The organism is Micromonospora sp. WMMD735, from assembly GCF_049178995.1.
In the GTDB taxonomy this organism is placed as follows: Bacteria; Actinomycetota; Actinomycetes; order Mycobacteriales; family Micromonosporaceae; genus Micromonospora; species Micromonospora wenchangensis.
Window position 1 is genome coordinate 3,986,813 of record NZ_JBMHMJ010000002.1, and the last position, 18,774, is coordinate 4,005,586.

General features: G+C 74.9%; 12 protein-coding genes. 3 read left to right on the top strand and 9 right to left on the bottom strand.

Annotated features, from left to right (window positions below; all coding sequences use genetic code 11):
* The gene (locus tag ACN268_RS16920) at positions 1 to 474 is read left to right on the top strand and encodes an RrF2 family transcriptional regulator (RefSeq protein ID WP_421484003.1); all 474 of its coding nucleotides are present in this window, start codon (positions 1 to 3) and stop codon (positions 472 to 474) included.
* 101 nt (positions 475 to 575) lie between these two features.
* Here ACN268_RS16920 and ACN268_RS16925 read toward each other — a convergent pair whose 3' ends face one another.
* The 7 genes from ACN268_RS16925 to ACN268_RS16955 form a co-directional block, all read right to left on the bottom strand.
* Positions 576 to 776, bottom strand: coding sequence for a hypothetical protein (locus ACN268_RS16925; protein WP_421484004.1), 201 nt, complete (start codon positions 774 to 776; stop codon positions 576 to 578).
* 346 nt (positions 777 to 1,122) lie between these two features.
* Positions 1,123 to 2,490, bottom strand: coding sequence for a DEAD/DEAH box helicase (locus tag ACN268_RS16930; protein WP_421484005.1), 1,368 nt, complete (start codon positions 2,488 to 2,490; stop codon positions 1,123 to 1,125).
* Between the two features lie 221 nt (positions 2,491 to 2,711).
* The gene (gene cspE / locus ACN268_RS16935; protein ID WP_007464836.1) at positions 2,712 to 2,915 is read right to left on the bottom strand and encodes a transcription antiterminator/RNA stability regulator CspE; all 204 of its coding nucleotides are present in this window, start codon (positions 2,913 to 2,915) and stop codon (positions 2,712 to 2,714) included.
* A 200-nt stretch (positions 2,916 to 3,115) separates the two neighbouring features.
* Entirely contained in the window at positions 3,116 to 6,745 is a 3,630-nt protein-coding gene (locus tag ACN268_RS16940) for a UvrD-helicase domain-containing protein (RefSeq protein ID WP_421484006.1), read from the bottom strand.
* 64 nt (positions 6,746 to 6,809) lie between these two features.
* Entirely contained in the window at positions 6,810 to 10,580 is a 3,771-nt protein-coding gene (locus ACN268_RS16945) for an ATP-dependent helicase (RefSeq protein ID WP_421486918.1), read from the bottom strand.
* Positions 10,581 to 10,752: 172 nt separating this feature from the next.
* A complete protein-coding gene (locus ACN268_RS16950) occupies positions 10,753 to 11,298 on the bottom strand; it encodes a TIGR00730 family Rossman fold protein (protein WP_421484007.1) in 546 nt (181 codons plus the stop codon).
* 4 nt (positions 11,299 to 11,302) lie between these two features.
* Entirely contained in the window at positions 11,303 to 12,226 is a 924-nt protein-coding gene (locus tag ACN268_RS16955) for a TIGR00730 family Rossman fold protein (protein ID WP_421484008.1), read from the bottom strand.
* Between the two features lie 155 nt (positions 12,227 to 12,381).
* Here ACN268_RS16955 and ACN268_RS16960 point away from each other — a divergent pair, with 155 nt between their 5' ends.
* Complete coding sequence (locus ACN268_RS16960; protein WP_421484009.1) at positions 12,382 to 12,549, top strand: hypothetical protein; 168 nt, start codon at positions 12,382 to 12,384, stop codon at positions 12,547 to 12,549.
* 484 nt (positions 12,550 to 13,033) lie between these two features.
* Here the strand turns inward: ACN268_RS16960 and dapE are convergent, their stop codons facing one another.
* Positions 13,034 to 14,107 (bottom strand): succinyl-diaminopimelate desuccinylase, encoded by a 1,074-nt coding sequence (gene dapE, locus ACN268_RS16965; protein ID WP_421484010.1) that lies wholly within the window; start codon positions 14,105 to 14,107, stop codon positions 13,034 to 13,036.
* Positions 14,108 to 14,188: 81 nt separating this feature from the next.
* On the opposite strand from dapE, the gene dapD reads away from it, so the two are divergent.
* Positions 14,189 to 15,145, top strand: a complete 957-nt coding sequence (gene dapD / locus ACN268_RS16970; RefSeq protein WP_421484011.1) for a 2,3,4,5-tetrahydropyridine-2,6-dicarboxylate N-succinyltransferase — start codon at positions 14,189 to 14,191, stop codon at positions 15,143 to 15,145.
* Between the two features lie 153 nt (positions 15,146 to 15,298).
* Here dapD and ACN268_RS16975 read toward each other — a convergent pair whose 3' ends face one another.
* Complete coding sequence (locus ACN268_RS16975) at positions 15,299 to 18,640, bottom strand: S8 family serine peptidase (protein ID WP_421484012.1); 3,342 nt, start codon at positions 18,638 to 18,640, stop codon at positions 15,299 to 15,301.
* Between the last annotated feature and the right edge of the window lie 134 nt (positions 18,641 to 18,774).

The window sequence follows — 18,774 nt, forward strand, 5'->3', positions numbered from 1 at the left end:
GTGTACATCTCCGCGCGCAGCGACTACGCGCTCCGGGCCATGCTCGCCGTCGCCGCAGGCGGCGACGGCGGGACCACCCGCCCCGACGGCGGTGACGGCGGACGTCCCGACGGCGGTGGGGAACTGGTCAAGGCGGCGAGCCTGGCACGGGCGCAGGGCATCCCGCTGAGCTTCCTCCAGGGCATCCTGCTCGACCTGCGCCGCGCCGGCCTGCTGCACAGTCACCGGGGCACCGAGGGCGGCTACGCACTGACCCGTCCCGCCTCGGAGATCAGCGTCGGGGACGTGCTGCGTGCCGTCGGTGGTTCGCTGACCACCGTACGGGGGCTGCCCGCCGAGGACGCCGGCTACCACGGGGTGGCCGCCGGCCTGCGCGACGTGTGGCTCGCGGTGGACGGCGCGATAGCCGTGGTGGTGGACCGGACCACGCTGACCGACCTGCTCATCCAGCAGGAGCAGGCCCCGGCCCGCTGACGCCGGTCGCCCGGGACGCCCGTCCGGCCGTCGGTCCCCCAGGACCCGACGGTCGGACGGGACGCCCGGACCTACCGCCCCCACCGGCCCCCGCGGGAGGCTCAGCCGGCGGTCAGCTCGACCGTCGGCGGACGCCCCTCGTCGGGGCTGTGCAGTTCGACCAGCCCGGCCGGGGCGCTGCGCCCCGGCCTCGGGTGCCAGGGCGCGAACGCCGCGACCATGGCGAGCAGGAGCCCGGCACCCGCCACGGCGAACACCACCAGTAGCTCGCGCCCCGCCCCCGACTCAGCGTCGCCCCCCATGGTCACCCCTCCCGTGCCCGACCGTGCCGGCCGGTTCTTCCCCCGGGAGCAAGCTTCGACCAGTCGGGTCGAATGGAACAGTCACCGATCGGACGCAATAGAGCCGGCAAGCCGACCGACCCGGACGCATGATCACCGAGGGTCCGCACCCGACCCCGTACCGTCCGCGAACTGCGACGACACGCGCCCGAGTCACACCCGGCTGCAAGATCAACACGCCTGGGCCGACGTTGCGGTCACCCGGCCGACCATCACCCCAACATCGACCCACTTGAGTCGATCTCCGCCGACCGGTCGATCCCGGGCCCGCCAGCGGCGGGACCGGGAACGCGCGGCGGTCAGGCGGTCAGGCGGTACGGGGGCGACGCGGGCGGCGGGACCGGCCCGAGGTCCGGTGCGGACGGCCACCCTCGCCACCGCCACCGACGGCGGCCCGCGAACGACCGCCCTCGCCACCGGCGGCATGGGACCGACCGCCCTCGGCACCGGCACGGGACCGGGCGGTCGGGGCGGGCTGCGGGGCGACGATGGTCACCGGCACGCCGGACGGCTCCCGGGCCCCGGTCACCCGGGCCAGCGCACCGTCGCCGAGGCGCACCTGGGTCGACTGCGGGGAGATACCGGCGATGCTCATCAACCGGGAGACGTCCCGGCGCTGCTCCGGCAGGACCAGGGTCACCACCTGGCCGGCCTCACCGGCCCGCGCGGTCCGGCCACCCCGGTGCAGGTAGTCCTTCGCCTCGGTCGGCGGGTCCACGTTGACCACCATGTCGAGGCCGTCGACGTGGATGCCCCGGGCCGCCACGTCGGTGGCGACCAGGGCGGTCACCTGACCGGTGCGGAACTGCTCCAGGATGCGGGTGCGCTGCGGCTGGGACTTCCCCCCGTGCAGCGCCGCGGCGCGTACGCCCTTGGCGAGCAGTTGCCGGGCCATCCGGTCGGCGCGGTGCTTGGTCGCCATGAACAGGATGGTGCGGCCCTCACGGGCGGCGATCTGGGTCAGCGCGGCGGGCTTGTCGGCCGCGTCGACGTGCAGGACGTGGTGGGTCATCGCGGTCACCGTGGCGGTGCCCGGGTCCACCGAGTGCGACACCGGGTTGCTGAGGAACCGGCGTACGAGGCGGTCCACCCCGCCGTCCAGGGTCGCCGAGAAGAGCATCCGCTGGCCGTTCGGGGCGACCTGCTCCAGCAGCTTGGTCACCTGCGGCAGGAAGCCCATGTCGGCCATCTGGTCGGCCTCGTCGAGCACGGTGATGGCGACCTGGTCGAGCCGGGCGTCACCCCGGTTGATCAGGTCGTGCAGCCGACCCGGGGTGGCGACCAGCACCTCGGCACCGGCGCGCAGGGCGTCCGCCTGCCGTTGCAGGGAGAGCCCGCCGACCACGGTGACACAGCGCAGCCCCAGCGCCCGGGCGTACGGGGTGAGTGCCGTGGTGACCTGGGCGGCCAGTTCACGGGTGGGGACCAGCACCAGGGCGAGCGGGCGGCCGGGGCGGGCCCGGTGGCCGGCGGTGCGGTGCAGCAGCGGGAGCCCGAAGGCGAGGGTCTTGCCCGAGCCGGTGCGGCCACGGCCGAGCACGTCCCGGCCGGCAAGCGAATCCGGCAGGGTGGCCGTCTGGATCGGGAACGGCTCGGTGATGCCCTGCTTGGTCAGCTCGGCGAGCAGCGCCGGCGCGAGGCCGGTCGCGGCGAAGGTGGGAATGGTCATGGTCATGCGGAATGCCTTCCTCGACGCGGCACGTGTCGAGGGAGGGCGCCGGGAGCCGGCGCGGTCGCCGACGGAGCAGTCCGTCGGGGACTCACAAGCACGAACCGATGGGGTACGGGCCGGTCCGCCGCAGCACGCCGCGTCCCGCCGGAGCGGGGGGCGGCGCGGCGGACCGGTCCGTCACCGGGTCCGGAGGACCCGGAGGGTGTTACCGGTCGATCCGAAGATCAGAGCGGGCGGATGTTCTCCGCCTGCGGGCCCTTCTGGCCCTGGGTCACCTCGAACTCGACCCGCTGGTTCTCGTCCAGGCTCCGGTAGCCGGAGGACTGGATCGCCGAGAAGTGGGCGAAGACGTCGGCGCCGCCGCCGTCCGGGGTGATGAAGCCGAAGCCCTTGTCAGCGTTGAACCACTTGACGGTGCCAATTGCCATCTGTTTCGTCTCCTTGACGGAACGTCGGACCCGCACCTGTTGCGGGCCCGAAGAGCAGCGCTCCGCGCGGGGTGCGCGAATCGCCTGTTGTTTTTGGTCGCCCCGCCCGGAGAGCTCCGGACACAACAAAGAGCGCCTGGGGCCACAATCCGCCAGGCGCACACAGAGTCTCTGGAAACCAAAACTGCAACAAGAACAACCTACCACGGATCTCCCGTCGCGCCACCCCCCACCGGGTTTTCCGGCAACCCGGCGATGATCGCGGTCAGCCCGTCGGCGTCCAGCAGGTCGGCCGGGCGCACCGTCACCCCCTCCCGGACGTAGTGGAAGGCGGCCCCCACCCGGTCCACCGGCACCCCGGCCAGCTCCGCCCAGGCCAGCCGGTAGACGGCGAGCTGCACCGCGACCACCTCGGCCTCCGCGCCGGTCGGCTGCCGTCCGGTCTTCCAGTCGACCACGTCGTACCGGCCGCCGGGGCGGGAGAAGACGGCGTCCATCCGGCCCCGGACGACCACCCCGGCCAGCACCGTGGCGAACGGCACCTCCACCTCCACCGGCACCCGGTCGGCCCACTCGCTGGCCAGGAAGCGCTCCTGAAGCTCGGCCAGCGCCCCGTCGGGCGCGGCGTCCGCGTCGGCGGCACCCGGCAACTCGTCCACGTCGAGCAGCCGGTCGATCCCGAAGCGGGACTCCAGCCAGGCGTGGAAGGCGGTGCCCCGCCGGGCGTACGGGCTGGGTGGGGTGGGCATCGGCCGGCGCAGGGTACGGGCGAGTTGGGCCGGGTCCCGGCGCAGGGCCACCAGCTGGGTCACCGACAGGTGGTCGGGCAGCGTCACCTCGACGGCCTCGGCCTGCCGCAGCAGCTCCGCCCGCTCGGCCAGGAGGAGGTCCGCCTCCCGCCGCCACCGCACCACCTCCGGATCAGGCTCCGGACCGGCCGCCTCCGGATCAGCCGCCCCCCTGCCCGCCGCCTGCGTGCCTGTGGGAGGCGGGGCCACCACCTGCGGGGCCGTCGCCTGCGGGGCCGTCGCCTGCGGGGCCGTCGCCTGCGGGGCCGTCGCCTGCGGGGCCGTCGCCTGCGGGGACACCGGCTGCGGGGACACCGGCTGCGGGGCCGTCGCTTGCGGGGACACCGGCTGCGGGGCCACCACCTGCGGGTCGCCGGGCACCACGGCGGGCGCGGGATCGCGGCGGGCCGCGTCGGGGTCGGCGAGGAAACGGCGGACCAGGGCCGCCGCCTCGGTCAGCGCCGGCCGGCGCGGGCCCAGCGGGTCGGCGGGCCACTCCGCCCGCAACACCAGCGCGGTGGTCGGATTGACCGCGTCACCTGCCGGTTCGGGCGCCCACTCGTCGATCAGCAGGCCGTCGCCGCCGGCCAGGCAGGCGTCGTGCACCTCACGGAGCAGCACCGACGGGCCCCGGAACCGCTTCGTCCCCTCCCCCCACCAGTACCCGGAGCAGAGCAGCAGCCGCCGGGGCCGGGTCACCGCCACGTACGCCAGCCGGCGTTCCTCGCGTTCGTCGTGCGCCCGCCAGGCGTCGGTGAAATCAGTCACCGCCCGCGCCACCCCCCGCTGGTCGGTCACCTCGGCGAGGTCGAGCACGGGCAGCCCGTCGGCGTCGCCGCGCAACGGGAACGGCAGCACCCCGAGCCCGCCCAGCCAGTGGTCGGAGTTGCGGACCTGACCGGGCCAGCCGCCCCGGGTCAGCCCGGCGACCGCGACGACGTCCCACTCCAGGCCCTTGGCGGCGTGCGCGGTGAGCACCTGCACCGCGCCATCGACCACCTCCACCTCGCCCGGGGACAACCCCCGCTCCTCGTCCTCGGCGGCGGCCAGGTAGGCCAGGAAACCGGCGAGCGTCGCCGCCGGGGTCTCGCCGCTGAACCGGGCCGCCACGTCACCGAGCGCGTCCAGGTGCCCCCGGGCCAGTCCGGCGTCGCCGGTGCCGTCCCGGCCGGCCCGGACCGCCACCTCGACGTCCAGGCCGATGGTGCGTTCCACGTCCGCGATCAGCTCCGGCAGCGTCTGGTCCAGCCGGTAACGCAGCAGGGCCAGTTCCATCCCGTACGACCGCAGCCGCGCGTAGCCCTCCGCCGAGTACGCCTGCGCCGGCCCCAGGTCGGCCAGCGCCTCCACCAGGGTCGCCTCGTCGAGGGCGTCCACCACGATCTCCGGCCCGTCGTCGCCGGTCACCTCCCGGCGGGCGCGGGCGATGGCGCGCGCCCGCCGGTGCAGGGCCACCAGGTCACGTGGACCGATCCGCCAACGCGCCCCGGTCAGCAGGCGCAGCAGGGCCGCGCCGTCGGTCGGGTCGGCGAGCACCCGCAGGGTGCAGACCACGTCCCGCACCTCCGGGGTGTCCAGCAGCCCGCCCAGGCCGACCACCTCGACCGGCAGCCCCCGGGCCCGCAGGGCCGCCTCGATCGCCGGGATCTGGCTGCGGACCCGGACCAGCACTGCGGTGGGGGGACGCTGCGGCACCGGGATGTGTTCGGGCAGCGCACCGGGCATCCGGGCCGCCCCCCGCCAGGCGGCGAGCACGCTGTCGGCGATCCAGTCCGCCTCGTCGACGTACGTGGGCAGCAGCGCGCAGTGCACGGTGCCGGCGGCCCGCCCGCGCGGGCTGCGGTGCGGGATCGGGTCGCGGACGCTCAACGCGGCGCGCAGCTCCGGCACCCGGGCGCCGGCCGCCCGCAGTGGCACCGACAACGCGTTGGCCACCCCGAGGATCTCCGGCCGGTTACGCCAACTGGTGGTGAGGCTCATCGTGCCGGCGGGGGTGCCGTCGGCACGGGCGAAGTCGGTGGGGAACCGGTCGAGCGTGCCGGCGCTGGCCCCCCGCCAGCCGTAGATCGACTGGCAGGGGTCGCCGACCGCGGTGACCGGGTGACCCCCGCCGAAGAGGTGGTTGAGCAGCACCACCTGGGCGTGGCTGGTGTCCTGGTACTCGTCGAGCAGCACCACCCGGTAACGGTCCCGCTCGACCGCGCCGACCGCCGGGTGGTCGCGGGCCACCCGGGCGGCGCGGGCGAGCTGGTCGGCGAAGTCCATCGCCTCGAAGTCGTCCTTGCGCCTGGCGTACGCCCGCACCAGCGGCAGCAGCTTCAGCCGGGTGCGTTGCAGTTGGAGGGCCTTGCGGACGTCGGCGTAGACGCGGCCCGGGTGGGACTGCACCTCGGCGAAGAACCGGCCCGTCCAGGCGGCCAGCGTGTCCGGGTCGACCAGGTGCTCGTCCAGTTCGCCGGCCAGGGCGAGGACGGCGTCGGTGATGGTGCTGGGCATCCGGTCGACCTCGGACATGTCGCCGTCGTAGTTGCGCACCAGCAGGTCGACGAGCTGCCACCGGGACGCCTCGGTGAGCAGTCGGGTGGTCGGCTCGTAGCCGGCCCGCAGCCCGTGTTCGGTGACGATCCGCCCGGCGTACGAGTGGTAGGTGGCGACGGTGGGTTCGCCGGCCAGCGGATCGTCCAGCGGGTTGCGGGCCCGCCGCCCGAGCCGCCGCACCAACTGGTCGAGCCGGGTACGCACCCGGTGCGCCAGCTCACCGGCCGCCTTGCGGGTGAAGGTCAGCCCGAGGATCTGCTCCGGGCGGACGTAGGAGTTGGCGACCAGCCAGACCACCCGGGCGGCCATCGTCTCGGTCTTGCCCGAACCGGCACCCGCCACCACCAGCAGTGGTGCGACCGGGGCCGCGATGATCGCGGCCTGCTCGGCCGTGGGGGCGGGCAGCCGCAGCAGCCGGGCCAGCTCCACCGGCGTGTAGCGCGGCCCGGCGTCGGCGGTACGCGGCACGGGGGTGGCGGCGCTGAACAGGGTCGGCTGGGTCACCGCTCTCCCCTCGTCACACGCCGCGGCCCCGGCCGCCCGGTCGTCGGTGGCGCGGCCGACACGTTCACTCCCCGCCCGCCCGGTGCTCGCCGGTGGCCGGCGGCTCGACGACCTGCCGGCCCTGCCCGGAGACCGGGCAGCTGGTCCGCACCGGACAGACCCGGCACTTGGCGTTGGCGACGGCGGCGAAGGTCGAGGCGGCCATCGTATCGGCGGTGCGCCGGACCAGGGCGGTGGCCCAGCCGGCCTCGGGGCCCTGCCCGGCGGCGGCCTGGGTCTGCTCGCGGGCGTCCTTCGCGCCGGTGCCGAGCTGCACCAGCGCCGCACCCCCGGCCTCGTCGCCGAACTCGGCGAACCCGCCCGCCTCCACCGCCGCCTGGTACGCCCCGAGCTGCGGATGCTCGGCCATCTCCCGCTCGGTGACCGTCGTCGACTTGCCGGTCTTGAGGTCGATCACCACGAGCCGGCCGTCGGCGTCGACCTCCAGCCGGTCGACCCGGCCGGTCAGCTCCACCGGACGGGTCGGGTCGTCGAGGCGGACCGCGAACTCGTGCTCGATGGCGAGCAGTCGACGCGGGTTGCCGGCCAGCCAGCGCAGCAGCTTGTCCACCATGGCCTCGGCGCGTTCCCGTTCCGGGCCGACCATCCACCGGGCCGCCAGCTCGATCGCGTCGAACCGGGCGGCCACGTACTCCAGCAGGGCCGTCCGGTCGGCGCTGGCGTCCTCGGCCAGCATCGCCGCGGCGTGCACCAGGTTGCCGACTCCCTGGGCGGCGCTGGCCGGCCCGCTGCCGCCGTGCCGTTCGAGCAGCCAGCGCAGGCTGCACCGCAGCGCGCTCTCCATCCCCGACGGGGTGACCCGCACCGGTTCGCCTTCATCGGCCAGCGGCCGGTCGTCGGAGAGGCTGCGCAGGCCCCACCAGTCGTCCGGGTGCGCGCCGGGGATGCCGGCGGCGGCCAGCCGGGCCAGTTCGGCCGCCGCCGCGCGCCGCCGGGCCACCGACGCCGCCGGATCGACGATCGCGGTACGCAGCTCCGCGACGAGCGCGGAGAGGGTGAGCGCCCGCGGTGGCCGCCCGACGGGCAACTCCCGGGTCGACTCCTCCCCCGGTTCCCCGGCCGGGTCGTCACCCGGCCCTGCGGGCAGGCCCTCACCCGACCCTGCGGGCAGATCCTCACCCGCCTTCCCGGAGAGCTGCTCGCCCGCCTTCCCGGGGACCCCGTCGGATGACCGGCCCGGTCCGCTGTCGGCCGCGTGCCCCCCTTCCCCCTCGGCCGCCTCGTCCCCCGCGCCGCCCTCACCGGGCCCGCCGCCGGGCGAGCCCGGGGTGGGGCCGCCGTCGGGGGCGGTCGGGGTGGGGCCGCTTCTGGTCGGGCCGTCTCCGTCCTGGCCGGTGACGCCGAGTTCGTGCAGGAAGCGGCTCGGCTGCTCCTCGTGGTCGTCGCCGCCGACGGCCGCCGAGGCGACGGCGGTGACCAGCAGCCGACGCCGGGCCCGGGTCACCGCGACGTGGAACAGCCGGCGTTCCTCGTCGAGCAGGGCGGAGGTCTGACCGACCAGGCTGGCCCGGGTGCCGGTGCCGTCCGCCCGGCCGACCAGCACGTCGACCAGCCGTTCGGAGCCGAGCAGGCTGCCCCGCAACCGCAGGTCGGGCCAGACGCCCTCCTGCACGCCGGCCACCGCGACCAGGTCCCACTCCAGGCCCTTCGCCGCGTGCGCGGTGAGCAGGCGGACCGCCGCGCCCCGGTCGGCGCTGGCCGCCAGGGTGTCGGCCGGCAGGTCCTGGCCGAGGACGTGGTCGAGGAAGACCTCGGTCCGCGCGCCGGGCAACCGGTCGACGAACCGGGCCGCCGCGTCGAAGAGCACCAGCACCGCGTCGAGGTCCCGGTCGGCGGCTTCGGCCCGCCAGCGCTGGGCGGTCTCGTGCTCCCCGGTGGCCGCCCGCCCCCGGTTGATCGCCCCGGCCCAGCGTTCGGCGAGACCGCTGGCCTCCCACACCGCCCACAGCACGTCCTCGGCGGTCGCCCCGGGCACGGCCGCCGCCGTCCGCGCGGTGGCGAGCAGCTCCGCCACCGTACGGGCCGGCTCGACCCAGCGGCGTTCGATGCCGGCCAGCTCCGCCGGGTCGGCCAGCGCCTCGACGATCAGCTCGCCGGAGGGCCGCCGGTCGCCCCGGGCCAGCGCGAGCGCCCGCAGCCCCTGGCGCAGCCGCCGCTCGGCGAGCGGGTCGGCCCCACCCAGCGGCGAGTGCAGCAGCGCGATCGCGGACTCCTCGTCGAGCCGGGCCGGTTCGAGCGCGCAGCGCAGCAGGAGCAGCAGCGGGGCGACCGCCGGTTGCAGGTGCAGCGGCAGGTCCTCGCCGTGCACGACGGTGGGCACCCCGGCGGTGTGCAGCGCCCGGCGCAGCGACGGCAGGTGCAGGTGGGTCGAGCGGACCAGCACCGCCATCGCCGACCAGGGCACCCCGTCGAGCAGGTGGGCGGAGCGCAGCGCGTGGGCCAGCCAGGCGGCCTCGCTGGTGGCCGAGCGGAAGGTGCGCACCTCGACGCTGCCGGGCGGCGCGTCGGGCAGGGGCCGCAGCCGCCGGTGCCCGGCGGGGCCGCGCAGCCGCCGGGCGAGTCGACCGGTGGCCCCGAGCAGCACCGCACCGGCCCGGTACGAGGTGGTCAGGGTGACCTGCGCCGCCGGTGCTCCGGAGGCGGTGCGGAACCGGTGCGGGAAGGCGGTCACCACGGCCGGATCGGCGCCCCGGAAGGCGTACGTGGAGGAGTCCGGGTCGGCGAACGCCACCAGGGACCGGCCACCACCGGCCAGGACGGCCAGCAGGTCCTGTTGGGCCGGGTCGGTGTCGGCCAGCTCGTCGACGTAGACGTGGGCCAGCCGACGGCGTTCGACCGCCATCAGCTCCGGATCGTCGAGGAGCATGCCGGTGGCCGCCCGTACCAGCTCGGCCGGGTCGTACGCCACGGAACCCCGGTTGCCGACGTCGCGCAGGGCGAGGACGGCGACGTACTCCCGCAGGAACCGGGCGGCGGCCGGCCAGTCGGCACGGCCCAGCTTCTCCCCCAGCCGGGCCAGCTCCACCGGCCCGACGCCGCGTTCGGCCGCCCGCATCAGCAGGTCACGGAGCTGGGCGGCGAACGCCCGGGTACGCAGGGCGGGGAGCAGGTCGTCCGGCCAGCCGACCGGGTCGTCGTCGGGTTCGCCGCCGACGACGTCGAGCAGCTCCCGGATGATCAGATCCTGTTCCGGGCCGGTGAGCAGCCGGGGGGACGGTTCGCCCCGCTCGGCGGCGGCCCGGCGCAGCAGTCCGAAGGCGTACGCCGGGAAGGTTCGTACCAGCGGTTCCCGCAGCACCCGGTGGCCGTCGGCGGCGATCCGGGCCTCGATCCGGTGCCGCAGCCCGGTGGCCTGCCGGCGGCTGAAGGTGAGCACCAACAGTCGTTCCGGGTCGACCCCCTCGGCGACCCGGGCGGCGACCGCCTCGACCAGGGTGCCGGTCTTGCCGGTGCCCGGCCCGCCGAGGACCAGCATCGGCCCGTCGGTGTGCGCCACGACCTGCGCCTGGAGCGGATCGTGCCGCCACTCGTCGGGGCGCAGGTCGTCGGGGCGCACGCCATCGCCCGCCGGCCTCCGGGCCGGTGGTCCCCCCTCGGGACGCAGCGCATCGCCCGCCGACCCCCCGGGCCGCGGCTCCCCCTCGACGCCGGCACCGGCCCGACCCGGCCCCTCGGCCGGTCCGCCGTGCCGACCGTCCCCCCGAACGCTCGCGGCGGACCGCCCGTCCTGCGGGCCCGGTCCGGCAGGTCGGCGCACCAGCCGGTACCCCTGCACCCCCACATCCCACCACGCCGGTACGACACCACCCACCGCACCACCCCGCCCGGGTCCGACCCGGCGCGGACCGGCCTGTCCCGGCGCGGCGTGACCCGGCCCGGCCCGGCGCCGACCGGCCCGGCGTGACCCGCCCCGGCCCGGCGTGACCCGACCCGGCCCGGCTCCTCGGTCAGGGCAGCCGGGCCTCCAGGGCGTCGATCGCGGTGGCGACGGTCGGGGCGACCGTGAGCAGGTCCAGGCCGGCCGGCTTCAGGAAGGTCTGGTCGGTGATGGTGGCCAGCCAGTCGAGCAACGGACGGTAGAAGCCGTCGGTGTCGACCAGGACCATCGGCTTGGTGTGCATGGCCAGGGTGGCGGTGGTCCAGACCTCGAACAGCTCGTCCAGGGTGCCCAGTCCGCCGGGCAGGGTGAGGAACGCGTCCGATTTCTCGATCATGACGGTCTTGCGGCTGCCCATGCTGTCGGTGACGAGCAGTTCGTCCGAGGCCAGGTCGGCGACCTCCAGGTCCACCAACGCCTGCGGGATCACCCCGACGGTGCGTCCGCCGGCCGCCCGCGCCCCGTCGACGAGCGCGCCCATCATGCCGACGCAGCCGCCGCCGCTGACCAGCGTGTGCCCGCGCCGGGCCAGCTCCGCGCCGGTCTCGGCGGCCAACTCCAGCCAGCGCTGGTCGAGGGTACGGGAGGACGCGCAGAAGACACAGATCGCCGCCACCGGCTCAGCCCTCCCCACCGTCGACGACGCCCCGGCCCGCGCCACCGGACCCGGTGCCGTTGGACGCCGCACCCGGGGAGGGGGTGGCGGTGTCGGCGGCCCGGCGGGCGGCCTGCTGGTCGGCGGCGGTACGCGCCACCGCCGCCTCGCGGACCGCCTCCTGGTCGGCGGCGAGCGCCGCCTCGGCCTCGACGATGTGCCGGACCGCGGCGTCCACGTCGTCGGTGAGGCAGATCAGCTCCAGGTCCACCGGGCCGATCTTGCCCTCGGCGGCCATGCTGTCCCGCAGCCAGTCGAGCAGCCCCCGCCAGTAGTCGGTGCCCATCAGCACCACCGGGAACCGGGTCACCTTCCCGGTCTGCACCAACGTCAGCGCCTCGAACAGCTCGTCCATGGTGCCGAAGCCGCCCGGCAGGACGACGAACGCCTGGGCGTACTTGACGAACATGGTCTTGCGGGCGAAGAAGTAGCGGAAGTCGATGGCCAGGTCGACCCAGTCGTTGAGCCCCTGCTCGAAGGGGAGTTCGATGCCCAGCCCGACGGACAGGCCGCCGGCCTCGCTGGCCCCCCGGTTGGCCGCCTCCATCACGCCGGGGCCACCGCCGGTGATCACCGCGTAACCGGCCCGCGCGAGGCCCGCGCCCAACTCCTCGGCCAGCCGGCACTCGGGACTGTCGGGTTTACTACGGGCGGAGCCGAAGACGCTCACCGCGGGCGGTAGATCCGCTAACGTGTCGAAACCCTCGACGAACTCGGCGAGGATGCGCAGCGCCCGCCAGGCGTCCTTCGTCTTCCAGTCGCTGCGCCCCCGGGAGTCGAGTAACCGCTGGTCAGCCGTGCTGGTGGGGATCGCGCCACGGCGCAGCGTGACCGCCCCCCGGTGCCGCTCCGGATCGCGGCCCGACTGCCGCCCGTTGGTCTGACTCATGACAGCCACCGTAGTGGAGACGCACGTCAGGGCGGTGCCGGCCGACGGGTCGCAGAAAAAGTTCGCGATCTTGGGCAACTAATTCTGTCGCCCGTACGTCTTACTATTCACATACCGGGTATGGCCCGGCGCGCGCCTTCGGGGGAGGAGCAAGCGTGATCAGCAACAACGAACGGATGCGGATCCGTCGGCAGATGCAGCGAAGGATCAACGAGGTGGTGGCCGAGCGCCGCCGCGCCCGACAGTTGGAGGTGCCGGTGGAGCCGGCCGCTGCGTCCGTCGAGCCCACCGAACCGGACAATCCCCGCCTCACCAGCGTCTGACACCACCGGCCCGACCCGCGTCGCCCGGCCGGAGCCCCGGCCCGCACCACCCGACCGGCACCCAGCCTCACACCCCTGGCCGGCACATGCTCCACCCGTACGCACCGAGGCCCCCGTGGTCCCCCGACCCCGGGGGCCTCACCACACCCACCCCACCCCGCCGGCCCCGCCCTCCGCGCCGACCCGACCCGCGCTGCGCCGACCCGGCCCGCGCTACTGCCGACCCGACCCGCGCTACTCCCACCCGGCCCGCGATACTGCCGGCCCGCTCCCCATCCCCGCCCCACGCCTGGCCGAGCCCCCGCGCCACACCCGGCTCGCTCCCGCAGCCAGCCCAGGCCCGCCCTGCACTCGGTGATCAAGAGAAATGAGTCGTGATCAAGAGAAATGAGGGGCGGGAGAGCGCTCTCGATGACGCAAACCTCTTGATCAACGGGGCGATCCCGGGGCGGGCGGGGTGGGGTGGGGTGGGGGGCGCAGGGGGTCAGGCGGGGGTCAGCCAGCGGTGGAGGGTGGCGGCGCCGTCGCGGATCTTGGTGAGTTCGACGTGTTCGTCCCTGTGGTGGGCGAGGTTGGGGTCGCCGGGGCCGAAGTTCAGCGCGGGGATGCCCATCGCCGCGAACCGGGCCACGTCGGTCCAGCCCAGCTTGCCGATCGGGGCGGCGCCCACGGCCGCCAGGAACTCCCGGGCCACCGGCGCGTCGAGTCCCGGGGCCGCGCCGGCCGCCGCGTCGGTGATCGCCAGGTCGTAGCCGGCGAAGACCTCCCGCAGGTGCGCCTCGGCCGCCGCCGGGTCACGGTCCGGGGCGTACCGGTAGTTGATCTCGATTTCGCAGCGGTCGGGGACGACGTTGCCGGCCACGCCACCGTCGATCCGTACCGCGTTGAGGCCCTCGCGGTAGTCGCAGCCGTCGATGGTGACCCGCCGGGCCCGGTACTCGCCGAGGCGGCGGAGCACCTCGCACGCGCCGTGGATGGCGTTGACCCCGCGCCAGGAGCGGGCCACGTGGGCGCGTTCGCCAGGCACCGTGACGATCGCCCGCATGGTCCCCTGGCAGCCGGCCTCCACGATGCCGTACGTCGGTTCCAGCAGCACCGCGAAGTCGGCCCGCAGCCACTCCGGGTGGGCCTCGGCGACCAGGGTGAGCCCGTTGTACCGGGATTCGATCTCCTCGGCCTCGTAGAAGAAGTACGTCACGTCGTACCGGGGGTCGGGCAGGGTCACCGCCAGGTGCAGGGCGAAGGCCACCCCGGACTTCATGTCGGAGGTGCCGCAGCCGTACATCAGGTCCCCGCGCATGGTCGACGGGAAGTTGTCGTTGTGCGGCACCGTGTCCAGGTGCCCGGCGAGCACCACCCGCGAGGACCGGCCGAGATCCGTACGCGCCATCACGGTGTTGCCGTGCCGGAAGGTGCTCAGGTGCGGCACCCGGCGCAGCACCTCCTCGACGCAGTCGGCGATGGCCTTCTCGTCAAGGGAGACGGACTCGATGTCGACCAGGGCGCGGGTCAGCGCCACCGGATCGGCCAGGACCTCGGGGGTCAGCGGGTTCTCCATGATTCGCACGGTACCGTCCTGGACGGTGGGTGTGAGGGGTGAGCCCACCGGCCCCGCAGCCGCGAACGAGAGGGTAGAACAGTGACGTCCCAATCCGCCTGGGGTATCGGCCTGGCCACCGTGACCGCCGCCGAGCAGGTGCTCGACACCTGGTACCCGACCGGCAAGCTGGGTCTGGGTGAGCTGCCGCTGGTCCCCGGCGAGGACCAGGCCGACGTGCTGGACCTGCCGCCCGGCGCGATCGGCGAGCGGGCCCTGCCGGGCCTGCGTACGGTGCAGGTGGTCACCGTGATCGGCGCGCTGGACGAGCCGATCAAGGACGCCGCCGACGCGTACCTGCGGCTGCACCTGCTCTCCCACCGCCTGGTGCGGCCGGGCGAGCTGAACCTCGACGGCATCTTCGGCAAACTGGCCAACGTCGCCTGGACCTCGGCCGGCCCGTGCCCGCCCGAGCGGGTGGACGAGCTGCGGGTGATCGAGCGGGCCGCCGGCCGCCACCTGGCCGTGTACGGGGTGGACAAGTTCCCCCGGATGACCGACTACGTGGTGCCCGCCGGGGTGCGGATCGCCGACGCGGACCGGGTCCGGCTCGGTGCCCACCTCGCCGCCGGCACCACCGTGATGCACGAGGGCTTCGTCAACTTCAACGCCGGCACGCTGGGCACCTCGATGGTCGAGGGCCGGATCGTGCAGGGCGTGGTGGTCGGTGACGGCTCCGACATCGGCGGCGGCGCGTCGATCATGGGCACCCTCTCCGGCGGCGGCACCGACCGGGTGCGCATCGGGGCACGGAGCCTGATCGGCGCGAACGCCGGGGTCGGCATCTCGCTCGGCGACGACTGCGTGGTCGAGGCCGGCTGCTACATCACCGCCGCCTCGAAGATCACCCTGCCGGACGGCCGGGTGGTGAAGGCCCGCGAGCTGTCCGGCGTCGACGGCCTGCTGTTCTGGCGCAACTCGGTGACCGGGGCGCTGGAGGCGAAGCCGCGCACCGGCCAGGGCATCACGCTCAACGCCGCCCTGCACGCCAACGACTGAACCGCCCGGCACGCCAACAACTGAGCCGCCCGGCACGCCAACGACTGAGCCGCCCGGCACGCTGAGGGCCGGGCGGCCCGGCGGCGTGTGGGCCGCCGTCGGTGCGCGCACAGGTCCGGGCCCGCGACGCAACCGTCGCGGGCCCGGACGTCATCACCTCAGGCGGTACGCCTGGATGATCCGGGTGCTCGCGGTGTTGCCCTCGGTGTCCCGGGCGGTCGCCCGCAGGGACGCGTACCCGGCCCCCGTCGGGTGCTTGACCAGCGCCACCGTGCCCTGGCCCGGCACCTTCACCACGGTCGCCCGCCGCCAGGTCCTCCCCCCGTCGTACGACACGTCGACGCCGAGCTTCGCCAGCTTGGCGGTGCCGGCACCCGGCTGCCGCCGTACCTGCACGGGAATGGCGAAGACCTGCCCGGCCGGGGCGGTGTTGTCGGCCCTCAGCTGCGGGGTGAACCGGATCTCCGACAGCGGCAGCGGCTTCGGCGTGTCACCGGCCACGTGCCCGGAGCGGAACGTCCAGCTCGCCTCCACCTCGGTGCCGAGGTCGGTGAGGCTCCGCTCGGCCGCCACGGTCAGCTTGTAGTCGCCGGCCGCCTTCGGCACGGTGAACTCGCCGTACCCCGGGTTGTCGGTCTCCTCCACCAGCGTGCCGTTGCGCCACAGCGCGGTACGGGCGCTGTCGGTCAGTGACCCGCCGGGGTGCCCGGCCGCGTCGGCGTGCAGCGCCACGCTCACCAGGACGGTGTCCCCGATCCGGGTGACGCCGTCCCCCGGCCAGCGCGGGGCGGGCAGGGACGGCCCGAGCGGCGCGGCCCCCCAGGTCTCGGTGACCCGCCGACCGGGCTGGTACTTCGTGGGCAGGGTCAGCAGGATCGCCTGGACGTCCAGCCAGCCCGCTTCCGGGTCGCGGACGCCGAAGTCCAGCTCGGACTCCCAGCGCATCCTCTTGGTGCTGTAGTACTCGGTGCGCTGGCCGGGCAGGTCGGTCGGCAGGACGACCGCCCAACCGCCGAGGTTGTAGCCGCTGTCCGGGAAGACCAGCCGTTCGGCTTCCATCTTCGGGTACGGGTCACGGAACCTGTGCACCACCGTGGCCAGGTCGCCCCGCCGGTAGTCGCGCACCAGCCCGCTGGGCAACCTGCCCGGCACGACCTCGCCCAGCGCGTACAGGTAGGGGCTGGACTCGGCCTCCCGGTCGGCCCACTGGCTGTTGAAGGTGGCGACGAACTCGTCGGCCGACACCGCCTTGCCGAGCTGCCCGGTGGACAGCCCGTCGAAGGTGTCGAAGGAGACGATGCCGAACCCGTACAGGCCGTCGTCGGGCAGCAGGTAGTTGGCGCTGATGTCGACCAGGGCGACCGTGGCGTCGGCCTGCGGGACGGTCATCCGTACCGGCTTGGCCTTCCGCAGGTCGACGGTGACCGCGGTGTCCCCGTCGACCACCAGTTCCGGCTGGGCGAGCATGCCCAGCCCGCCCGACTCCTCGTCCGGGCCCGGCTCGAAGAAGACGCTGCTCAGCCCGTACCGGCCCTTGGGGACCCGGAGTTCGACGACGCCGTCGGCCTCGAACACGTCGCGCACGTCGCCGTCGGCGAGGTCGACCAGGGTGGTCGAGTAGTCGCCGCCCGGCTCGCCGGTGCGGTCGAGGTGGGTGATCGTGACGGTGTAGCTCTCCACCTCGCGGTGCACGGCCAGCGGGGTCACCGCGACGGTGCCGCCGGAGCGGGCCACCACCCGGCCGGTCCAGTAGCCGTCGACGCCGAGCCGGGTGTTCGCGGTGACGGTGGTCTCGGCCCGGCCGCCCGCCGGGACGGTGATCCGGTTGACGCCGAGGGTGAACATGCCGGCCGGTGCGGCCTTCCCGCCCGGTCCCTTCACCTCGACGGTCAGGTCGAGGGTGAGCGGCGTGGTGCCGCCGTTGTGCCAGGCGACGGTCCGGGTGATCGGGGCGTCGTCGCCGTGCGGCCACAGGGCCCGGCCGAACGAGACGCTGACCGGGTCGGTGGTGACCTGCTCGGTGATGGCCCGGGTCAGGTCCACCCGGCCGGCGCCCTGCTCGTAGGCGGTCTGCGTCGGGTGCGGCTTCGCGGCGGCCATCAGGGTCGCCTTGAGCTGCCCGGCCTTCCAGCCGGGGTGCTGCTGGGCGAGCAGCGCCACCGAGCCGGCCACGTGCGGGGTGGCCATCGACGTGCCGGAGAGCGCGACGTACCTCGTGCCGACCGGGTCGCCGATCTGGCCGTCGACGGAGCGGGCGGCCACGATGTCGACGCCGGGGGCGGTGATGTCGGGCTTGAGCGCGTCGTCGCCGACGCGGGGGCCACGGCTGGAGAAGTCGGCGAGTTCGTCGTCCCGGTCGACCGCGCCGACGGCGAGCGCGGCGTCGGCGGTGGACGGCGAGCCGACCGAACCGTCGGCACCGTCGTTGCCGGCGGCGATGACGAAGAGGCTGCCGGTCTGGGCGGTCAGCGTCTGGACGGCCTCCTCCAGCGGGTCGACCTCGGGGGTGTCGCCACCACCGAGGCTCATGTTGACCACGGCGGCCTTCTTCTCGGTGGTGGCCCACTGCATCCCGGCCAGGATGGCCGACTCGGTGCAGCCGAACTCCTCGCAGACCTTGCCGTCGAGCAGCGTGGCGTCCGGCGCGACACCCTTGTACTTCCCGTCGGAGGCGGCACCGCTGCCGGCGATGGTGGAGGCGACGTGGGTGCCGTGACCGACGGTGTCCCGCTGGTCGGGCGTCTCGCTGAAGTTGCGGGCCTCGCTCACCTTGCCGGCGAGGTCCGGGTGGGTGGCGTCGATGCCGGTGTCCAGTACGGCGACGGTCACCCCCTTGCCGGTCCAGCCGGCGGCCCAGGCGGTGGGCGCACCGATCTGGGGCACGCTGTGGTCGAGGGAGAGCGCCCGCCGACCGTCCAGCCAGATCCGCTCGACGCCCCCTGCCGCGTCGAGCCGGGCTCCGGCGTCGCCGCCGGTCAGCGTCGACCAGACCGCGCCGGTCGAGGACTTGCCGGCGGTCAGTGCCGCGCCCTGGATCGCCGGCAGGTCGCGGGTCACCCGGGTGCCCGGCAGCGCAGCCGCGCCGCGCCGGGCCTGCCCCTCGCGGTACGACACCAGCAGCGGCAGGTTGTCGCGGTGGGCGTCGTCGTAGCGGGCGGCGATCAGGCCGGTGACGTCGAACAGCCGCTTGTCGACCTGCCCGGAGCGCAGCAGCGGCACCGCGTCGCGGGGCACCACGGAGAGGTGGCCGCGTTCCCGGCGGACCAGGAACTGCTGGTGTTCCCGGCCGACGCCGGGGCGCACGGCGGCACCGCCGGTGCGGGTGACGGTGACCTGGTCCCCGGTGATCAGGGTGACGGTGCTGGAGCCGGCGGCCGGCGTGGCGGGCCGGGGCGCGGCGGGGCCGGCGGGCGCGGCCTGCGCGCCCGTCGCCGGCAGACCGAGGGCCAGCGCGATCGCCAGCCCGCCGGCCGCGGTTCTTCTGCTTCGGTGCAACGGAACCTCCTTCTGGGACGTCTACAACACAGGGGCCCGTCGAACCGAACGGGCCACGTCGATCTGACGGGAGTCACATCGACGCCCCAGAATTACATACTCAGTATGCAAAAAGAAGTCCGGGGGATGACCGT

Coding starts and splice junctions, on each gene's coding strand:
- ACN268_RS16925 (WP_421484004.1), bottom strand. CDS start 776: ATGGGGGGCGACGCTGAGTCGGGGGCGGGGCGCGAGCTACTGGTGGTG.
- ACN268_RS16930 (WP_421484005.1), bottom strand. CDS start 2,490: ATGACCATGACCATTCCCACCTTCGCCGCGACCGGCCTCGCGCCGGCG.
- cspE (WP_007464836.1), bottom strand. CDS start 2,915: ATGGCAATTGGCACCGTCAAGTGGTTCAACGCTGACAAGGGCTTCGGC.
- ACN268_RS16955 (WP_421484008.1), bottom strand. CDS start 12,226: ATGAGTCAGACCAACGGGCGGCAGTCGGGCCGCGATCCGGAGCGGCAC.
- dapE (WP_421484010.1), bottom strand. CDS start 14,107: ATGGAGAACCCGCTGACCCCCGAGGTCCTGGCCGATCCGGTGGCGCTG.